The organism is uncultured Maricaulis sp., assembly GCF_947259345.1.
Taxonomy (GTDB): Bacteria; Pseudomonadota; Alphaproteobacteria; order Caulobacterales; family Maricaulaceae; genus Maricaulis.
This window is the reverse complement of sequence record NZ_CAMYLS010000007.1, coordinates 146,160-159,689: the sequence shown is the minus strand read 5'-3', so window position 1 is coordinate 159,689 and position 13,530 is coordinate 146,160. Positions and strand designations below refer to the sequence as shown.

Sequence of the window (13,530 nt, the reverse complement as noted above, 5' to 3'; positions counted from 1 at the left end):
ACACAGGAGGGCGGCTCCAGGGCAGGTGGCAGCCCGCGCGAGGCGGGCCGCCGTCAGTCCAGCTGGATTACAGCGTGTCACCGCCAACCGGGCGGTTGCACGGGCACAGCTCGTCCGTCTGCAGGGCGTCGAGGACGCGCAGCGTGTCTTCCGGGTTGCGGCCGACATTGAGATTGGTGACGTAGACGTGCTGGATCACATTGTGCGGGTCGACCACGAAGGTGGCGCGATAGGCGACGCCTTCCTCGGAACGGATGCCGAGGCTGTCGATCAGCGAGCCGGTGGTGTCGGCAAATTGCCACATGCCGAGCTTGTCCAGATCCGGATGCTCGCGGCGCCAGGCCAGCTTGCAGAACTCATTGTCCGAGGAACCGCCCATCACGACCGCGTCGCGATCGGCAAACTCTTCGGCGAGATTGGCGAAGGCGACGATTTCGGTCGGGCAGACGAAGGTGAAGTCCTTCGGATAGAAGAAGATGACCTTCCACTTGCCGTCAAAGCTGTCCTGGTTGATCGGCTCGAATGCCGACTCGCCATTTTCCTCGTGAGCGTTGAAGCCCGGCTTCACGCCAACGATTTCAAATTCCGGAAGTTTTTCGCCGATACCCAGCATTGAGTCTCTCCATTTGGACGGGCCGGCTTGAGCGCCGGCGTTTAGAATGATGTCGATATGGCGAGCGTTTCAGGATAAATCCAATGGATTGTATTTGGAGAAGTCATAGGTAATATCTATACCCATGTCCCAACTCCCGACTCTTCGCCAGCTGCAGTTTATTATCGCCCTCGCCGAGCACGGAAGTTTCTCGCGCGCAGCCGAGGCGGTGTTCGTGACACAGCCGACACTTAGCGCCGCCATCAAGGAGCTGGAAGCCATTCTCGGCACTGTCCTGGTCGAGCGCGGTGCGCGCGGCGCCGTGCTGACGCCCGCCGGCGAGGCCGTGCTGGAGCGGGCGCGCCGGGTCATGACCGAAGCCGAGGATCTGGTCATTGCCGCCCAGGCCGCCGGCGAACCGCTCTCCGGCCCTTTCAAGCTGGGGGTGATACCGACCATCGCGCCCTTCCTGCTGCCGCGCGTCCTGCCGGCACTGCGGGAGCGCTTCCCCGATATCGAACTCTTTCTGAGGGAAGACCTGACAGATCGCTTGTTCGATGCGCTGCGCGAGCGTCGGATCGATGCGGCCCTGATTGCGCTGCCCTATGACGCGCCGATGATCGAAACGCATGCGGTTTGGGCTGATGAATTCCTGTTCGCCGCACCGCCGGATCATGCGCTGGCCCGGAAGAAGACACTCGCACCGTCTGACCTGTCGGAGGAGCCTCTGCTTCTGCTCGAAGACGGGCATTGCCTGCGCGACCATGCGCTGGCGGCCTGTGCAACGGGCTCCGCACGCTCGGATTTTGCCGCCACCAGCCTGCACACGCTGGTTCACATGGTGAAGTCGGGCCTTGGCGCGACTCTCCTGCCGCGAATGGCCGTCGATGCGGGCCTGGTTGATCGCATGGGCCTCGAAGTCCGGCCCTTTGATCCGCCCGTGGTTGGCCGGGAGATCGGTGTGGCCTGGCGCAAGGGCTCAGCCCGCTCGGATGAAGCAATCCAGCTCGGCGATGCGATCCGCGACATCCTGCAGACCGCGCCAAGCGGCGGATCCTAGCATTCCGGTGCGCTGCGTCATGGGGACACGGGACAGGGCGCCTGCACCCTGTTAGTTTCTGTCACGACAGAAATTGAGGAAAGGTAGACCCCTTGAAGCTCTCGGCCCCCATGCAGCGTTTCGTCCTTCACTGGGGCGAGATGGGCGCCCGTTGGGGCGTGAACCGGTCAATCGCCCAGATCCACGCCCTCCTCTATCTCGCGGAGGCGCCCTTGCACGCAGAGGAGATCACCGAGGTGCTCCAGATCGCCCGCTCGAATGTTTCCAACTCGCTGAAAGAACTGCAGGCACTGGGACTTGTGAAACGCGAGCATGTGCTGGGCGATCGCCGCGACCATTTCACCGCGACCCATGAACCCTGGGACATGCTGATGGCGATTGCCGAAGCGCGCAAGCAGCGCGAGATCGATCCGATGATCGAAATCCTGCGCGAGTGTGCCGATGCCGCGGAGGCGGACCCGGACACGCCGAAGCTGGCGGTCCAGCGTCTGCGGCGCATGGAAGGCTTTGTGACCAATCTGACCAGCTGGTATGCGCAGATCCGCAAACTTCCGCAGGGGACCCTGATCAAGCTGATGGAAATGGGCAGCCGAATTGCCCGCTTTGTCGGTGGGTGAGGCGCGCCATGACACACCTTTACCAGGCCTTGCTGGGCCAGGACTGGGACAAACTCGCGGCGGTAACGCAGCGGCTGCACAGCCCCGACCCCGTGGCTCTTTTTGAAGGTCGGGTTGATATTGTCCGCGGTCGAAACCCTTTCGCCACTATGTTCGCTGCCATTCTGGGCTTGCCAAAGCCCGGCCGCGACTTGCCTGCGCTGGTTCGGGTCAGTCGCATCGACGGCGGAGAATTGCTGGAGCGGTGGTATGACGGTCGCCATTTCGCGACGCGCCAGGGGCGCTTGGCGGGGCGTCTGACAGAGCGTTTCGGTCCGTTCAGCCTCGCATTCGGCCTGCGACATGATGAGGGTGAGCTGGTATTCGACCAGGTCGGCGTGAAGCTGTGGTCACTGGCCCTGCCGCGTGCGCTGTGGCCGCGAATCCGGGCCCGTGAACGCGCCGACGGACACGCACATCTCTTCGACGTCGCGCTCTGCATGCCGCTGATCGGGCGTGTGGTGAGATATCAGGGGCGTCTGGAAGTAGCGGTCGATTAACGACTCGCCTCAGAACAGTTCGAGGACCTGCTCCGGCGGACGACCGATCATGGCCTTGTCGCCGTAAATGACGACCGGACGTTCAATCAGTTTTGGGTATTCAGTCATCGCCTTGAAGAGAGCTTCTTCGTCCTCGACCGCCTTGAGGCCGAGCTCGCGATAGTCGGCTTCTGCCTTGCGCAGCCACTCATGGGCGGAGACGAAGCCAAGCTTCTTCATCACGGCCTTCAGTTCGGCCACGCTAGGCGTGTCATCCATATAGTCGCGGACCTCAAGCTCGCCGCCGCGGGCTTCGAGCAGGGCCAGCGTCTGCCGGGATTTCGAACAGCGCGGATTGTGCCAGATAATCGTCGAATCGGTCATTTAAGGTCCCTCAAGAGCAGCCATGAAAGCCGGTCTTGTGCTGCAACATCAAGTCTTCGCCTGCGTTTCATCTGCATTTCTGTGGTCAGGAATCATTTTCGCCGGCGGTTGAAAGCAGGGCCCGCGCGGCGTCCAGATGAAGCCGTTCGACCATGTCGCCATCCAGTGAAATCACGCCTTTTCCGGCATTTTCCGGATCAGCGAAGGCCGCAACGACTTTGGCCGCCTGCTCCAGATCCCGTGAAGTTGGTCCGAAATAGAGATGGGCCAGGTCCACCTGCCCAGGATGGATCAGGGTCTTGCCGTCAAAGCCCAGCGCGCGTCCCTGTTCAGCTTCGGACCGGAAGCCCTTGGGGTCACGGAAATGGTTATACACGCCATCCAGAACATAGAGACCACGCGCGCGGGCGGCGCAGACCATATTCACCAGATGGGGCACCAGGGCGAGCCGGTCATGCTCGAGCGAGCAGCGCAACTCCTTGCTGAGATCATTGGTCCCGGCAATCAGTCCGGCCAGGCCTGTGCCGACCGCGCTGGCGATCGCGTTGAGCGCGAGCAGCGCGCGGGGGGTCTCGATCATTGCCCAGATCGGAATGGAGGAGCCGTGCGAGCTCAGGGCCGAGCGCGCGGCGTGGAGGTCGCCGACCTGCTCCACCTTGGGAAGGATAACGGCATCGGCCCGGGCCGCGCTGCGCAGATCGGCCGCGCCCCATTCGGTCTCGAGCGCATTGATACGGATAGCCCGTATCGCACCGGAAGACTCCCAGCTGCGCAAGGCATCGTCGACCACGGCGCGTGCATCGGTCTTTTCTTCCGGTCCGACCGCATCTTCCAGATCAAGGATCAGCAAGTCCGCGCCGACATGGGCGGCCTTCTCGATGGCGCGTGGCTTGGAGGCAGGCACAAAAAGGGCTGAACGGATCAGTCGGCGCATCAAGTCGTTTCCGGGGCTTCTGCTCGGTGAGGTTTTGGATATAGCATGTTTTCCATGCCGATGGCGCTGATCCTTTCCAGTCATGTGGCCGCTTCCATGGTTGGAGGCGGGGTCTCTCAGCGTGTGCTCAATTCCGCCGGGACCGACACCATGCTTGTTCCGACCGTGCTGTACGGGCGGCATCCCGGTTGGGGTGAACCCGGTGGCGGTCCGGTCGAGCAGGACCAGTTCGAGGGGGTTCTCTCCGGTATTGCCGACCAGGGTTTGCTCGACATCACCGATATCGTCCTGACCGGCTATTTCGCCGATGTGGGACAGGTCTTCGACACGGCCTCCGTCATTGATGTGGTGCGCAAGGGTCGGCGCGTCAACAAGGGCGTCAAGGCGGCTTTGCCAAAGCCGATTATCGTTGTCGACCCGATCATGGGCGATGCGCCGGGGGGACTCTATGTGTCGCCAGCCATCGCGGCGGCCATCAAGGACCAGCTGATCACCCGCGCTGACCTGGTCACACCCAACCTGTTTGAGCTGGGGCATATCACCGGACGACCGCTGACCGACCTGGCCTCGATGGTTCGGGCCGCGCGGGCCATGGAGCGGCCCGTCCTGGTTTCTTCCCTGCCGCGACACGGGCAAATCGGCGTGCTGTACGTCGACTCTGATGAGGCCTGGCTGGTGACCCATGACCGCCTTCCCAAGGCGCCCAACGGAACCGGCGATGCGCTCACCGCCGCCTTCATCAATCATCTGCTGGCCGGCGATGATGCCCGCACCGCGCTGGAGCAGTCCGTGGCGTCGACCGTCAGCCTCGTCATGCGGGCGCACGAATGGTCTGCGCCCGAGCTGCCGTTGGTCGCCGCAGCCGATGTTCTGACGGCGCCTTTGATCGCGCTTGAAGCCGAGGCGGTTTAGCTCGCTTGATCGCTGCCGCGGCGCGCGTTAGCCAGTTTGTCATGAGCACAGACACTTTGCCCGCCCTCCATGGCCATGTCGCCACCGGTTTCGAACCTGTGGCCGATGCCTTCCTCGCCAACTGGAAAGACCAGGACGAGATCGGCGCCGGTTTCGCACTGTCCGTCGATGGCGAAATGGTGGTTGATATCCATGCCGGTTGGGCCGACCGCAAGAGATCGCGGGACTGGCAAGCCGATACGCTGGTTCCGGTCTATTCCACCGGCAAGGCGATCGCGGCGCTGGTGATGGCCCGCCTCGTGGATCGGGGTCTGCTGCGTTATGACGCGCCGGTCTCCGATTACTGGCCCGAATTCGGTGCTGGCGGCAAATCCGCGGTGACAGTGGCTGAAGCCCTGTCCCACCAGGCCGGTCTGTCCGGAATTGCTGAGGAAATGGATGCCGGCGACTGGTTTGATGCGGCCAAAATCGAGGACAGGCTGGCGCGTCAGGTCCCGCTCTGGGAGCTGGGAACAGGATCGGGCTATCATCCGGTCACGTTTGGCTTCATTGCCGATGCTTTGGCGCGCCGCACGGATGGCCGGTCGATCGGTGCCATCCTGCGCGAGGAAGTCTGCGGTCCGCGCGAGATCAATTTTCATGTCGGCCTGCCCGAGAGCGAGCATGCTCGCACGGCCGAGCATGCCATGCCGCGTCAGGTGCCCGATCTGGGTGAGCTGAATACACCGCGCAAGCTGGCCTTTCTCAAACCCTGGTCCTCGCCGGGTCGGCGCGGCGCCACCGAGTGGCGCAAGGCCGAATTCCCGGCGGCCAACGCCCACGCCACCGCCCGGTCGCTCGCCCGCTTGATGACCGCCTATGCCGATGGCGGAAAGCTGGAGGGCAAACGCTTCATTTCGGAGGCGACCCTGGCCGAGCTGGTCAGGGAACGCGTCCACGGGCCTGACAAGGTCCTGCCCTTCGACCTCTCCTGGGGTGCCGGCATCATGCGCAATGTATCGCCAGGCTTCTACGGACAGACGCCGGAAACGGTCGGTCATTCCGGCTGGGGCGGATCCTGCGCCTTTGCCGATCCGGTGCGCAATCTGACCGGCGCCTATGTCATGAACCGACAGCATCACTATCTGGCCGGCGATCCGCGCCCGGTTCGGATCATCGAGGCGGTTTACGGCTGTCTTTAGTCGGCGATCACGAAGCGCAGTTGTGTGGTTACGCCTCGTCGGCGGCCAGCCAGTCCAACGCTTCGGGGCGATTGGTGAAAACCTCGATCTTCGTTTTCCAGCCTTCCCGGGTCATGGCGGACCAGAGCTCCGGGATGATGCGTTTGAGATCATCGGCGCACACCAGCGCTGTCTTTGGTGAGTGGCCGGCGCGGTAACGCTCATTCCAGTCCCGCATGAAGGTCTGGTGGTCCTTCATGGCGGTTGGCGTAAATGTCTCGAGCGAAGCAAAGTCACCGATGATCAGCAACATATTGAAGTCTGGCTGCCAGCCCGGCATGCCGGGCAATTCTGCGATGGAATGTCGCAAATTCAACATCGATGTGTCGGCGCCGAAAACGAGTTCGGCGATCTTGAGGTCGCGATGAAGTATCCAGTGTGCCTTGCCCATTTGGCTCCCCGGAGTTGAATGGGGGTATTCTAGACATGTTCGTGGACCGGCGCGCCAGCTTTCTTCGCGGCACGCTTGATCAGGCCGGGAAGCGACGCTCCAGCCATTCCAGAAGGTAGGCATTCAGCTCGTCCGGGGCTTCCCACATCGTCCAGTGGCCGCAGCCTTCGATCACGGCAAACTCGCTGTCCTTGCACAGTGCCGGCATCCATCCGGCCAGCTTGGGCGGCAGCATGAAGTCGAGCTCGGCCGAGACCATCAGGCAGGGCAGGGAAATCCGGTGGTCGACACCGCCCATGCGCTGCCAGTTGGCGTCGAAATTCCGGTAGAGATTGATGCCCGGTCCGAAACCCGTCTTGCGATAAGCCTCGGCATAGACGGCGCGATCTTCGGGTTTGACGACGATCCGCTTTTCCGGTCGGCCCTCGAATGTCTCGAACTGCGCCGGAATATGGGTGATGTCCGGGAAATAGTCTTCAAGCTTTCCGATTTTCGGCGGGGCGCCGAAGATGAAGGCGAAGAAGTCGTCCTCCTTGCCCTCGAACACGCTTTCCGCATAGCCGGGCTCCTGGAAGCGCAGGATATAGTGATCCTCGCCGCCAATCTCGCGGAAGGCTTCGGTTGGCGGCTGGGCGCCGCGCGGCAGGTGAGGCGTATTGACCCCGATCACGCCGTCAAACCGGTCTGCAGCCAGCATGGCCGCATGCCAGGTGATGATCCCGCCCCAGTCATGGCCGACCCAGACCGCCTTGTTATGGCCCAGCGCATCGAGCAGGCCCGTCAGGTCGGCGATCATTGTGTCGATGTCGTAGGCCTCGACCCCGCTCGGGCAGTCCGAACCGCCAATCCCGCGCAGGTCCGGCGCGATCACCCGGTAGCCGGCTTCGGCGAGGACGCTGATCTGGTTTTTCCAGGAATAGGCCAGCTCGGGCCAGCCGTGGACGAGCAGAAGCGGCTGCCCGGTCTCGGGTCCCGCCAGATGGACAGAGAGCTCGATCCCGTTGGTGGCGATCCGTTGCGGTGTCGGAAAATCAGTCATGCGGCAGCCTCGTCACGGTCCCGATTGGTCAGCGGGATCAAATCATTGCGGGTTGGCGGCAGGAGAGAGCAGCGACCGGCATGGGTCAAGCGTGACGCGGAGGTCTCAGGCATCCTCTGCCAGCGCGTCAAGCTTGCGATCACGGCGGATCTGGCTCCAGGCAAAACAGGCCACGCCGGACCAGATCAGCGCAAAGGTGATCATGTGGCCGGTCTCGAAGGGCTCACCGCTCGCAATTCCGATCCCGAACTGGATGGAGGGGGCGAGGAATTGCATCAGTCCCATGGTCGACAGGCGCAGGCCCCGCACGCCGATCGTATAAAGCAGGAGCGGAACCACGGTGACCGCACCGGCCGCAATGAGCAGGCCGGCCTGGAGCGGTGATTCAAGGAAATGCCCGGCGCCGGTCGCCTGAAGCCAGATCAGGCCGATAATGGCAAAGGGCAGGAGGAAGAGCGTTTCCCACAACAGCCCGACCCGGCCGTCCACGGCGGCGACCTTGCGCAGATAGCCGTAGGCCGTGAAGGTCGTTGCCAGCATCAGCGAAATCCAGGGCACTTCACCAACGGTGAGGATCTGGTTGATGACGCCGAGCGCGGCCAGCGAGATGGCGGCGATCCGCCACGGGCCGAGCGGCTCGCGCAGGATGACAACGCCGACCGCGACGCTCATCAGCGGATTGATGTAATAGCCCAGCGAGGCCTGCAGGACCTGGCCGCTATTGACCGCAAAGATGAAGCCCCACCAATTGACCGAGATCAGGGCCGAGGTCGCGAGCAGGGTCAGCAGGATTCGCCGGTCGGACAGCACACCCAGCGCGGCCCGCAGGCGGCCAGACACGAGCAGGGTCGCTGCGAGGAGCGGAACCGCCCAGACGACGCGATGGAGGATGATCTCGACCGCGCTGGCAAAGCCGAGCGTCTGGAAGAAAAGCGGCGACACACCCCAGATAAGATATCCGGAGAGACCGGCCGCCAGGGCGCGCCGCATATCGGTGGAAGTCTCGGTGGACATGCGGGCTCCTTGGTCGATGTCGTGCATCGCACATAGGGAGCCCGCCTGTCGATGACGACCCGCTTCTTGCGCATGGCCGGTCTGCGTCAGCCTGCGCGCAGTTTTCAGCGGCCAATCAGACCCTTGTTGAGCAGGCCTTCCGCGATCTGTACGGCATTGAGGGCCGCACCCTTGCGCAGATTGTCAGAGACGATCCACAGCGCCAGACCATTATCCACGGTCGGGTCTTCGCGGACGCGGGACACGAAGGTGGCGAACTCGCCGACGCATTCGACCGGGGTCACGTAACCCTCGTCCTCACGCTTGTCGATCACCATCAGGCCCGGGCTTTCGCGCAGCAAGTCGCGCGCTTCGCCCGACGACATCGGGGCGTTCAGTTCGAGATGGGCGGCGATGGAGTGGCCGACAAAGACCGGGACGCGGGCGCAGGTGGCGAAGAGCTTGATCTTGGTGTCGAGGATCTTCTTCGTCTCCACCATCATCTTCCACTCTTCCTTGGTGGAACCATCCTCCATGAAGCTGTCGATATGGGGGATGACATTGAAGGCGATCTGCTTGGTGAAGACCTGGGGCTCGATCGGATCGTTGACATAGATCCCCTTGGTCTGGGTCCACAGCTCGTCCATGGCGGCCTGGCCGCCGCCGGACACGGACTGGTAGGTCGCGCAATTGACGCGCTTGATGCCGACGCGGTCATGGATCGGCTTCAGGGCCACAACAAGCTGAATGGTCGAGCAGTTCGGGTTGGCGACGATCCGCTTCTTCTTCACCCCGTCGAGCGCGTCCAGATTGACCTCCGGCACCACGAGCGGGACGTCCGGATCCATGCGCCAGGCCGAGGAATTATCGACCACGATGGCGCCGGCCTTGGTGATCTTCGGTGTCCACTCTTTCGACACGTCCCCGCCGGCCGACATCAGGACAAGATCGACGCTGGAAAAATCAAAGCTCTCGGCATTCTTGCAGCGCAAAGTGGTGTCGCCATAGGAGAGCTCGACTCCCATGGATTTTCGGCTGGCCAGGGCATGGACTTCGTCTGCCGGGAAAAGGCGCTCCGCGAGAATGGTGAGCATTTCCTTGCCCACGGCTCCGGTGGCTCCGAATACTGCTATTTTGACGCCCATTGCGTGATGACCTTTCACTTGCCCAGGGGTTTATCCATGCCGAACGGGTGCACATAAACCCGCAATAGGGCACTGGCTAGGCTGATTTTGCGGTATGGCGTCGCTCTTCTGGACCGGGCGGGCAAAAATTTCTAATCTTGCGGCCGGTTCAGCTGGGAGGATGCTATGGACCCGATAATGATGATCGGATTGTTTTTCGGCGGGGCCGTGGTTTTCATGGTCTTGTTCGTGGTGGTCATGTCGCTTGTCTACAAGGGCAAGTCCAAGCCCAATTCCGACATGCCGGACCAGGGCAACAAGGCTGCTGACGCCATGAACACGATCAATAATTCGAACAATTTCTAGCGCTGGCGCGGTCGCTTCATCCGCAGCCAGATGCGCCAGGCGACCAGGCCGCCCAGCGCGATCACGATCAGCTCGAGGGCGTTGATGCCGAAAAAGAGCGGCGTGATCAGGCGTTGGAGCATGCCCCAGGGGCCGTCATAGATGGTCTCACCCTGACGCCAGAAACCCACATAGACCGCGGCGCCGACCACGATCGCCACGCCGAAGAAGGCGAGCCTGATCATTGTCGCCGGATTGAAGCTGCGCCGGGCCCGGGATTGCTCCTCGCGATTGCGTCGGGTGCGTTCGAGAAAACGGCGGCGGCTCATCCTTCATCCTCCGGCGTGCCGGCAGCGGGCGCATTGATATCGCGGAAAATATCCAGCGCGTCGTCAATGTCGACATCCTGGACCGCGCATGCTGCGATTGGCTGACGGAAATTGGCTTCGGACGCATTACTCCAGCAGGCACCGTTCAGCGAGCAATAGCAGATTTCAAGCTCCAGGCCGCGCAGGGCGGCCTGCATGCGTTCACCGACATCATCGCCGCGAATGTCGAACACGACCAGATCCTCGCCCACTGACAGGACGGAGCTCGGCGCGGATGCGGTCGTCACCGAGTACGCTCCGACCAGGGCATCAAACTGCGGCAACTCCATCGGATGACGGATTTCCTCGCCCTCGTACAAAATCCGGAATTCGTGGATGAGGGCCGGTCCGAGCCCCTTGTTGGACAAGGTCAGGCTGCCGGCATCTGAGTTGAGCGCGAATGTGGCATCGACATAGGGCCAGACCGAGGCGTCGAGCTGGCGATCGGAAGACCGCAATTCCAGGAAGGCGAAAAGCAGGGCGACAGCTGACATGGCGACGGCGCCAAAAGACAGGACGTATTGGTTGCGGTCATGCTCGGTCATGGACACGGTCTCCCTAGGCTCGATTATGCCGCTCCAATCGCGTCGCGCCACAGGAGTTTCATTTGCGTTGGGCGCGATTTCATGCGCATAAGTTTGGCAACGGGCGGCCGAACTGGCCGGACGGAAAACTGATCGCCTACCCGGTGCCTGCCTCAAAAGCAGGGTCCCATCGGGCCCAGAGACTTCAGCCTTCCCCGACTTTCTACGTCCGTAATACCGGTGTCAGGACGCTGATGCTGACTTTATTTTTTGCCCGGACGCGGGGCATGCATACTGGGAAGGTTCCCTCTAATGGCTACAGGTGTCGTTAAATTCTTCAACCAGAGCAAAGGCTTTGGCTTCATCACTCCGGACGAGGGCGGCAATGACGTCTTCGTGCACATCTCGGCTGTCCAGGCGTCTGGCCTGCCGGGTCTGGAAGATGGCCAGAAAGTCTCCTTCGAAACCGAGCCGGATCGTCGCGGCAAGGGTCCGAAGGCGGTTGACCTGCAGCTGGCCGACTAAGGCAGTTCAGGGATCGCAAGATCTAAGGGAAACGGCGTGGAGCTGCAGCTCCACGCCGTTTTTCTTTGCGCGGACTCTCGTGAGCTGAACAGGATCAGCCGGCCGTCATTGCATCGCGGACTTGAACCGCCGTCGCCGGGAAGTCGGTGAAGACACCATCCACACCAAGCGCGTAGATGCGCCGCAGCTCGGCCTCGATATCGATGTCCTCGGAGACCGGGATATCATCGCGGAAAGTCCAGGGATGAACCGCGAGCCCCAGCTCATGGGCGCGTGCCACGAAGCCGGTATCAGAGCCGTCCGCCGCAATCAGCAGGGCCTTCGAGGGGCCGACCCCGTCGGCAAAGGCGGCCGCGTCTTCCAGTGAGACGGTCGGCGTGAGTGGATCGGCTTCCGGGTCCAGCTCAATCATCGGGAAAACCAGCATCAGGAGCTGGGTGTCGACCTCTTCATCGAGGCGCGCGAGAAAGCCCGGCTCGAAACACTGGATGGCGGTCGGCGCGTCAGCCCTATCCAGGCCGCGGGCGCGCAGGATTTCGACCAAAATCGGCAGCGGGTCGAGGCCGATGGCCGTGAAGTGACCCGGCGCCTTCACCTCAGGCTCCGTGCGGACGCCGTGCTCGGCGGCCAGGTCAAGCACCTCCTCGAACGTGGGAATCCCGAATTGATCATTGAAGCCGGCATCCCGTTGCGGCCAGGGTTGGCGCGCACGCAAGGTTCGGATTTCGGCGAGGGTGAAATCCTCGATCCACCAATCCTCGCGATCCCCTTGGGTGCGGCGGCGGTCTGCGAATTCGGGATGGTCCGCGACGTCGGTCGTCGTCGAGAGATAATGATCATGCCGCACCACCAGAACACCGTCGGCGGTCATGACCAGATCCGGTTCGATCACGTCCGCGCCCTGTTCGATCGCGAGTGCATAGGCTTCAAGTGTGTGTTCAGGCCGGTCGCCCGAGGCGCCGCGATGGGCGATGATCAGGGGTGGCTGACCATTCAGCGTTGTCCAGACATGCGGCTGCGGGCTCTCTGTCGCGGGCCCACAGGACGCGAGCCCGAGCAGAATCCCAATCCCCGTAAAGATTTGTCGCATCGCCCCCTCCCGCTTTGCCGATTTGCACACTAGCCTGAGCCGGTATCGCACGGGAGTGACAAATGCGCGACAAGAGCCGGTTTGATGAGCTTGCCGATGCGGCGGAACGCTATGGCGCTTGCTCGCTGGACAATTACGCCGTGATCCGTTCGGTGGCCGAGAATGTCTCGACCGGGTTTTGTCGATTTCTGGGGACGGGTGATAGCGTGTGTGTGCACCTGGTTCCCCCCGAGGGGGCATGGTCGCCGCAACCGTACAGGTCCGGGGCTTTCTCCGTATCGGGGAAGGGTTTCTTGCCGTTGGGGGTCATCAGCTTCGGCCTGGCGGTGAAGGTGTCACGCACCGGCGATTGGACGCGTCTCGTCCTGTCCTGTGCGAAGAAGGGTCATCATGTCGAGATCGCGATCGCGAATGGGCCGGTTTTCGATCTCGATCTGCCGCTCGACGCGTCTGCGCTGACGGTTGTGTTTGAACGTTTGCACGCGCATCTGATCGGCTGGTTCAGCGACCATGCGGACCTCTACGAGAATGGTGATTATGGCGGGCGCGCGATCGGCTTCGACCTGGTGCACTCCGAAGAGGGGTCGCTCTAGGAGAAGGTCTGGCCGATCAGCGCCGCCAGGTCAGGGCCCGGATTGTCCAGCAGGCTGGATCCGAACAGTCCGGCGCTGCCGACCAGTCCGAAAAGGATGCTGGTTGCGAGGCGACGGCGCAACATGAATGTCCCGGTCCAGCGGGCGATGGCAATGGCATTGCCGGCGCCGATCAGGGCGATGGGACCGCCGACAAGCAGGGCCGCGATGAAGGAAGTCAGGGCCAGTTGGGCCTCGTGTGGCAGAGTGTCCATTTTTGCCTCCCCAGGTCTGTCGCCTCCGGGGCGACGAATGGAACGAA

19 protein-coding genes are annotated in these 13,530 nt (G+C 62.5%); 8 read left to right on the top strand and 11 right to left on the bottom strand.

The features are described 5' to 3' along the window. Positions 1 to 67: 67 nt before the first annotated feature. Positions 68 to 613 (bottom strand): peroxiredoxin, encoded by a 546-nt coding sequence (locus Q0X62_RS04415; RefSeq protein WP_297732127.1) that lies wholly within the window; start codon positions 611 to 613, stop codon positions 68 to 70. A gap of 124 nt (positions 614 to 737) precedes the next feature. Here Q0X62_RS04415 and Q0X62_RS04410 point away from each other — a divergent pair, with 124 nt between their 5' ends. The 3 genes from Q0X62_RS04410 to Q0X62_RS04400 all read left to right on the top strand — a co-directional run bounded on the left by Q0X62_RS04410 (position 738) and on the right by Q0X62_RS04400 (position 2,808). Continuing rightward, entirely contained in the window at positions 738 to 1,652 is a 915-nt protein-coding gene (locus tag Q0X62_RS04410) for a hydrogen peroxide-inducible genes activator (protein WP_297732125.1), read from the top strand. A 92-nt stretch (positions 1,653 to 1,744) separates the two neighbouring features. Beyond that, the gene (locus Q0X62_RS04405; protein WP_297732122.1) at positions 1,745 to 2,269 is read left to right on the top strand and encodes a MarR family transcriptional regulator; all 525 of its coding nucleotides are present in this window, start codon (positions 1,745 to 1,747) and stop codon (positions 2,267 to 2,269) included. A gap of 8 nt (positions 2,270 to 2,277) precedes the next feature. After that, positions 2,278 to 2,808, top strand: a complete 531-nt coding sequence (locus Q0X62_RS04400; RefSeq protein WP_297732120.1) for a DUF4166 domain-containing protein — start codon at positions 2,278 to 2,280, stop codon at positions 2,806 to 2,808. Positions 2,809 to 2,817: 9 nt separating this feature from the next. On the opposite strand, the gene arsC is transcribed toward Q0X62_RS04400, so the two are convergent. Further along, entirely contained in the window at positions 2,818 to 3,171 is a 354-nt protein-coding gene (arsC, locus tag Q0X62_RS04395) for an arsenate reductase (glutaredoxin) (RefSeq protein ID WP_297732118.1), read from the bottom strand. Between the two features lie 85 nt (positions 3,172 to 3,256). Next, positions 3,257 to 4,105, bottom strand: coding sequence for a CoA ester lyase (locus tag Q0X62_RS04390; RefSeq protein WP_297732116.1), 849 nt, complete (start codon positions 4,103 to 4,105; stop codon positions 3,257 to 3,259). Between the two features lie 45 nt (positions 4,106 to 4,150). Between Q0X62_RS04390 and Q0X62_RS04385 the strand changes: the two genes are divergently transcribed. Together Q0X62_RS04385 and Q0X62_RS04380 are read left to right on the top strand one after the other, a co-directional pair. After that, a complete protein-coding gene (locus tag Q0X62_RS04385) occupies positions 4,151 to 5,017 on the top strand; it encodes a PfkB family carbohydrate kinase (protein WP_297732115.1) in 867 nt (288 codons plus the stop codon). Between the two features lie 41 nt (positions 5,018 to 5,058). Further along, positions 5,059 to 6,198: a serine hydrolase domain-containing protein gene (locus Q0X62_RS04380; RefSeq protein ID WP_297732113.1), complete on the top strand. Its 1,140-nt coding sequence runs from the start codon at positions 5,059 to 5,061 to the stop codon at positions 6,196 to 6,198. A gap of 28 nt (positions 6,199 to 6,226) precedes the next feature. Here Q0X62_RS04380 and Q0X62_RS04375 read toward each other — a convergent pair whose 3' ends face one another. The 4 genes from Q0X62_RS04375 to Q0X62_RS04360 form a co-directional block, all read right to left on the bottom strand. Continuing rightward, on the bottom strand, positions 6,227 to 6,628 hold the full coding sequence (locus Q0X62_RS04375) for a hypothetical protein (protein ID WP_297732110.1): 402 nt from the start codon (positions 6,626 to 6,628) through the stop codon (positions 6,227 to 6,229). A gap of 79 nt (positions 6,629 to 6,707) precedes the next feature. Then, the gene (locus Q0X62_RS04370; RefSeq protein ID WP_297732106.1) at positions 6,708 to 7,667 is read right to left on the bottom strand and encodes an alpha/beta hydrolase; all 960 of its coding nucleotides are present in this window, start codon (positions 7,665 to 7,667) and stop codon (positions 6,708 to 6,710) included. A gap of 105 nt (positions 7,668 to 7,772) precedes the next feature. After that, positions 7,773 to 8,681, bottom strand: coding sequence for an EamA family transporter RarD (rarD, locus tag Q0X62_RS04365; protein WP_297732102.1), 909 nt, complete (start codon positions 8,679 to 8,681; stop codon positions 7,773 to 7,775). A gap of 104 nt (positions 8,682 to 8,785) precedes the next feature. Beyond that, on the bottom strand, positions 8,786 to 9,805 hold the full coding sequence (locus Q0X62_RS04360) for an aspartate-semialdehyde dehydrogenase (RefSeq protein ID WP_297732100.1): 1,020 nt from the start codon (positions 9,803 to 9,805) through the stop codon (positions 8,786 to 8,788). A gap of 165 nt (positions 9,806 to 9,970) precedes the next feature. Between Q0X62_RS04360 and Q0X62_RS04355 the strand changes: the two genes are divergently transcribed. Further along, on the top strand, positions 9,971 to 10,150 hold the full coding sequence (locus tag Q0X62_RS04355) for a hypothetical protein (protein ID WP_297732097.1): 180 nt from the start codon (positions 9,971 to 9,973) through the stop codon (positions 10,148 to 10,150). On the opposite strand, the gene Q0X62_RS04350 is transcribed toward Q0X62_RS04355, so the two are convergent. Beyond that, complete coding sequence (locus Q0X62_RS04350; protein ID WP_297732094.1) at positions 10,147 to 10,458, bottom strand: hypothetical protein; 312 nt, start codon at positions 10,456 to 10,458, stop codon at positions 10,147 to 10,149. The two genes, Q0X62_RS04355 and Q0X62_RS04350, sit on opposite strands and share 4 nt — an antisense overlap. Beyond that, entirely contained in the window at positions 10,455 to 11,042 is a 588-nt protein-coding gene (locus Q0X62_RS04345; RefSeq protein ID WP_297732091.1) for a hypothetical protein, read from the bottom strand. Before Q0X62_RS04345 ends, Q0X62_RS04350 begins: the two co-directional genes overlap by 4 nt. Before the next feature lie 291 nt (positions 11,043 to 11,333). On the opposite strand from Q0X62_RS04345, the gene Q0X62_RS04340 reads away from it, so the two are divergent. Beyond that, complete coding sequence (locus Q0X62_RS04340) at positions 11,334 to 11,546, top strand: cold-shock protein (RefSeq protein WP_075190102.1); 213 nt, start codon at positions 11,334 to 11,336, stop codon at positions 11,544 to 11,546. A 94-nt stretch (positions 11,547 to 11,640) separates the two neighbouring features. Here the strand turns inward: Q0X62_RS04340 and Q0X62_RS04335 are convergent, their stop codons facing one another. Then, positions 11,641 to 12,636 carry a glycerophosphodiester phosphodiesterase family protein gene (locus Q0X62_RS04335; RefSeq protein WP_297732079.1) on the bottom strand — a complete coding sequence of 332 codons (996 nt, stop codon included), beginning with the start codon at positions 12,634 to 12,636 and terminating at the stop codon, positions 11,641 to 11,643. A 62-nt stretch (positions 12,637 to 12,698) separates the two neighbouring features. On the opposite strand from Q0X62_RS04335, the gene Q0X62_RS04330 reads away from it, so the two are divergent. Then, positions 12,699 to 13,229, top strand: coding sequence for a hypothetical protein (locus Q0X62_RS04330; protein WP_297732076.1), 531 nt, complete (start codon positions 12,699 to 12,701; stop codon positions 13,227 to 13,229). Here Q0X62_RS04330 and Q0X62_RS04325 read toward each other — a convergent pair. Next, positions 13,226 to 13,483, bottom strand: coding sequence for a hypothetical protein (locus Q0X62_RS04325; RefSeq protein ID WP_297732073.1), 258 nt, complete (start codon positions 13,481 to 13,483; stop codon positions 13,226 to 13,228). The genes Q0X62_RS04330 and Q0X62_RS04325 overlap by 4 nt on opposite strands. Positions 13,484 to 13,530: the final 47 nt, after the last annotated feature.

What these genes read in the sequence shown, in the direction of transcription:
- Q0X62_RS04415 (WP_297732127.1), bottom strand. Translation starts at nt 613, where the DNA reads ATGCTGGGTATCGGCGAAAAACTTCCGGAATTTGAAATCGTTGGCGTG.
- Q0X62_RS04410 (WP_297732125.1), top strand. Translation starts at nt 738, where the DNA reads ATGTCCCAACTCCCGACTCTTCGCCAGCTGCAGTTTATTATCGCCCTC.
- Q0X62_RS04400 (WP_297732120.1), top strand. Translation starts at nt 2,278, where the DNA reads ATGACACACCTTTACCAGGCCTTGCTGGGCCAGGACTGGGACAAACTC.
- arsC (WP_297732118.1), bottom strand. Translation starts at nt 3,171, where the DNA reads ATGACCGATTCGACGATTATCTGGCACAATCCGCGCTGTTCGAAATCC.
- Q0X62_RS04390 (WP_297732116.1), bottom strand. Translation starts at nt 4,105, where the DNA reads ATGCGCCGACTGATCCGTTCAGCCCTTTTTGTGCCTGCCTCCAAGCCA.
- Q0X62_RS04385 (WP_297732115.1), top strand. Translation starts at nt 4,151, where the DNA reads ATGTTTTCCATGCCGATGGCGCTGATCCTTTCCAGTCATGTGGCCGCT.
- Q0X62_RS04380 (WP_297732113.1), top strand. Translation starts at nt 5,059, where the DNA reads ATGAGCACAGACACTTTGCCCGCCCTCCATGGCCATGTCGCCACCGGT.
- Q0X62_RS04375 (WP_297732110.1), bottom strand. Translation starts at nt 6,628, where the DNA reads ATGGGCAAGGCACACTGGATACTTCATCGCGACCTCAAGATCGCCGAA.
- Q0X62_RS04370 (WP_297732106.1), bottom strand. Translation starts at nt 7,667, where the DNA reads ATGACTGATTTTCCGACACCGCAACGGATCGCCACCAACGGGATCGAG.
- rarD (WP_297732102.1), bottom strand. Translation starts at nt 8,681, where the DNA reads ATGTCCACCGAGACTTCCACCGATATGCGGCGCGCCCTGGCGGCCGGT.
- Q0X62_RS04360 (WP_297732100.1), bottom strand. Translation starts at nt 9,805, where the DNA reads ATGGGCGTCAAAATAGCAGTATTCGGAGCCACCGGAGCCGTGGGCAAG.
- Q0X62_RS04355 (WP_297732097.1), top strand. Translation starts at nt 9,971, where the DNA reads ATGGACCCGATAATGATGATCGGATTGTTTTTCGGCGGGGCCGTGGTT.
- Q0X62_RS04350 (WP_297732094.1), bottom strand. Translation starts at nt 10,458, where the DNA reads ATGAGCCGCCGCCGTTTTCTCGAACGCACCCGACGCAATCGCGAGGAG.
- Q0X62_RS04345 (WP_297732091.1), bottom strand. Translation starts at nt 11,042, where the DNA reads ATGACCGAGCATGACCGCAACCAATACGTCCTGTCTTTTGGCGCCGTC.
- Q0X62_RS04340 (WP_075190102.1), top strand. Translation starts at nt 11,334, where the DNA reads ATGGCTACAGGTGTCGTTAAATTCTTCAACCAGAGCAAAGGCTTTGGC.
- Q0X62_RS04335 (WP_297732079.1), bottom strand. Translation starts at nt 12,636, where the DNA reads ATGCGACAAATCTTTACGGGGATTGGGATTCTGCTCGGGCTCGCGTCC.
- Q0X62_RS04330 (WP_297732076.1), top strand. Translation starts at nt 12,699, where the DNA reads ATGCGCGACAAGAGCCGGTTTGATGAGCTTGCCGATGCGGCGGAACGC.
- Q0X62_RS04325 (WP_297732073.1), bottom strand. Translation starts at nt 13,483, where the DNA reads ATGGACACTCTGCCACACGAGGCCCAACTGGCCCTGACTTCCTTCATC.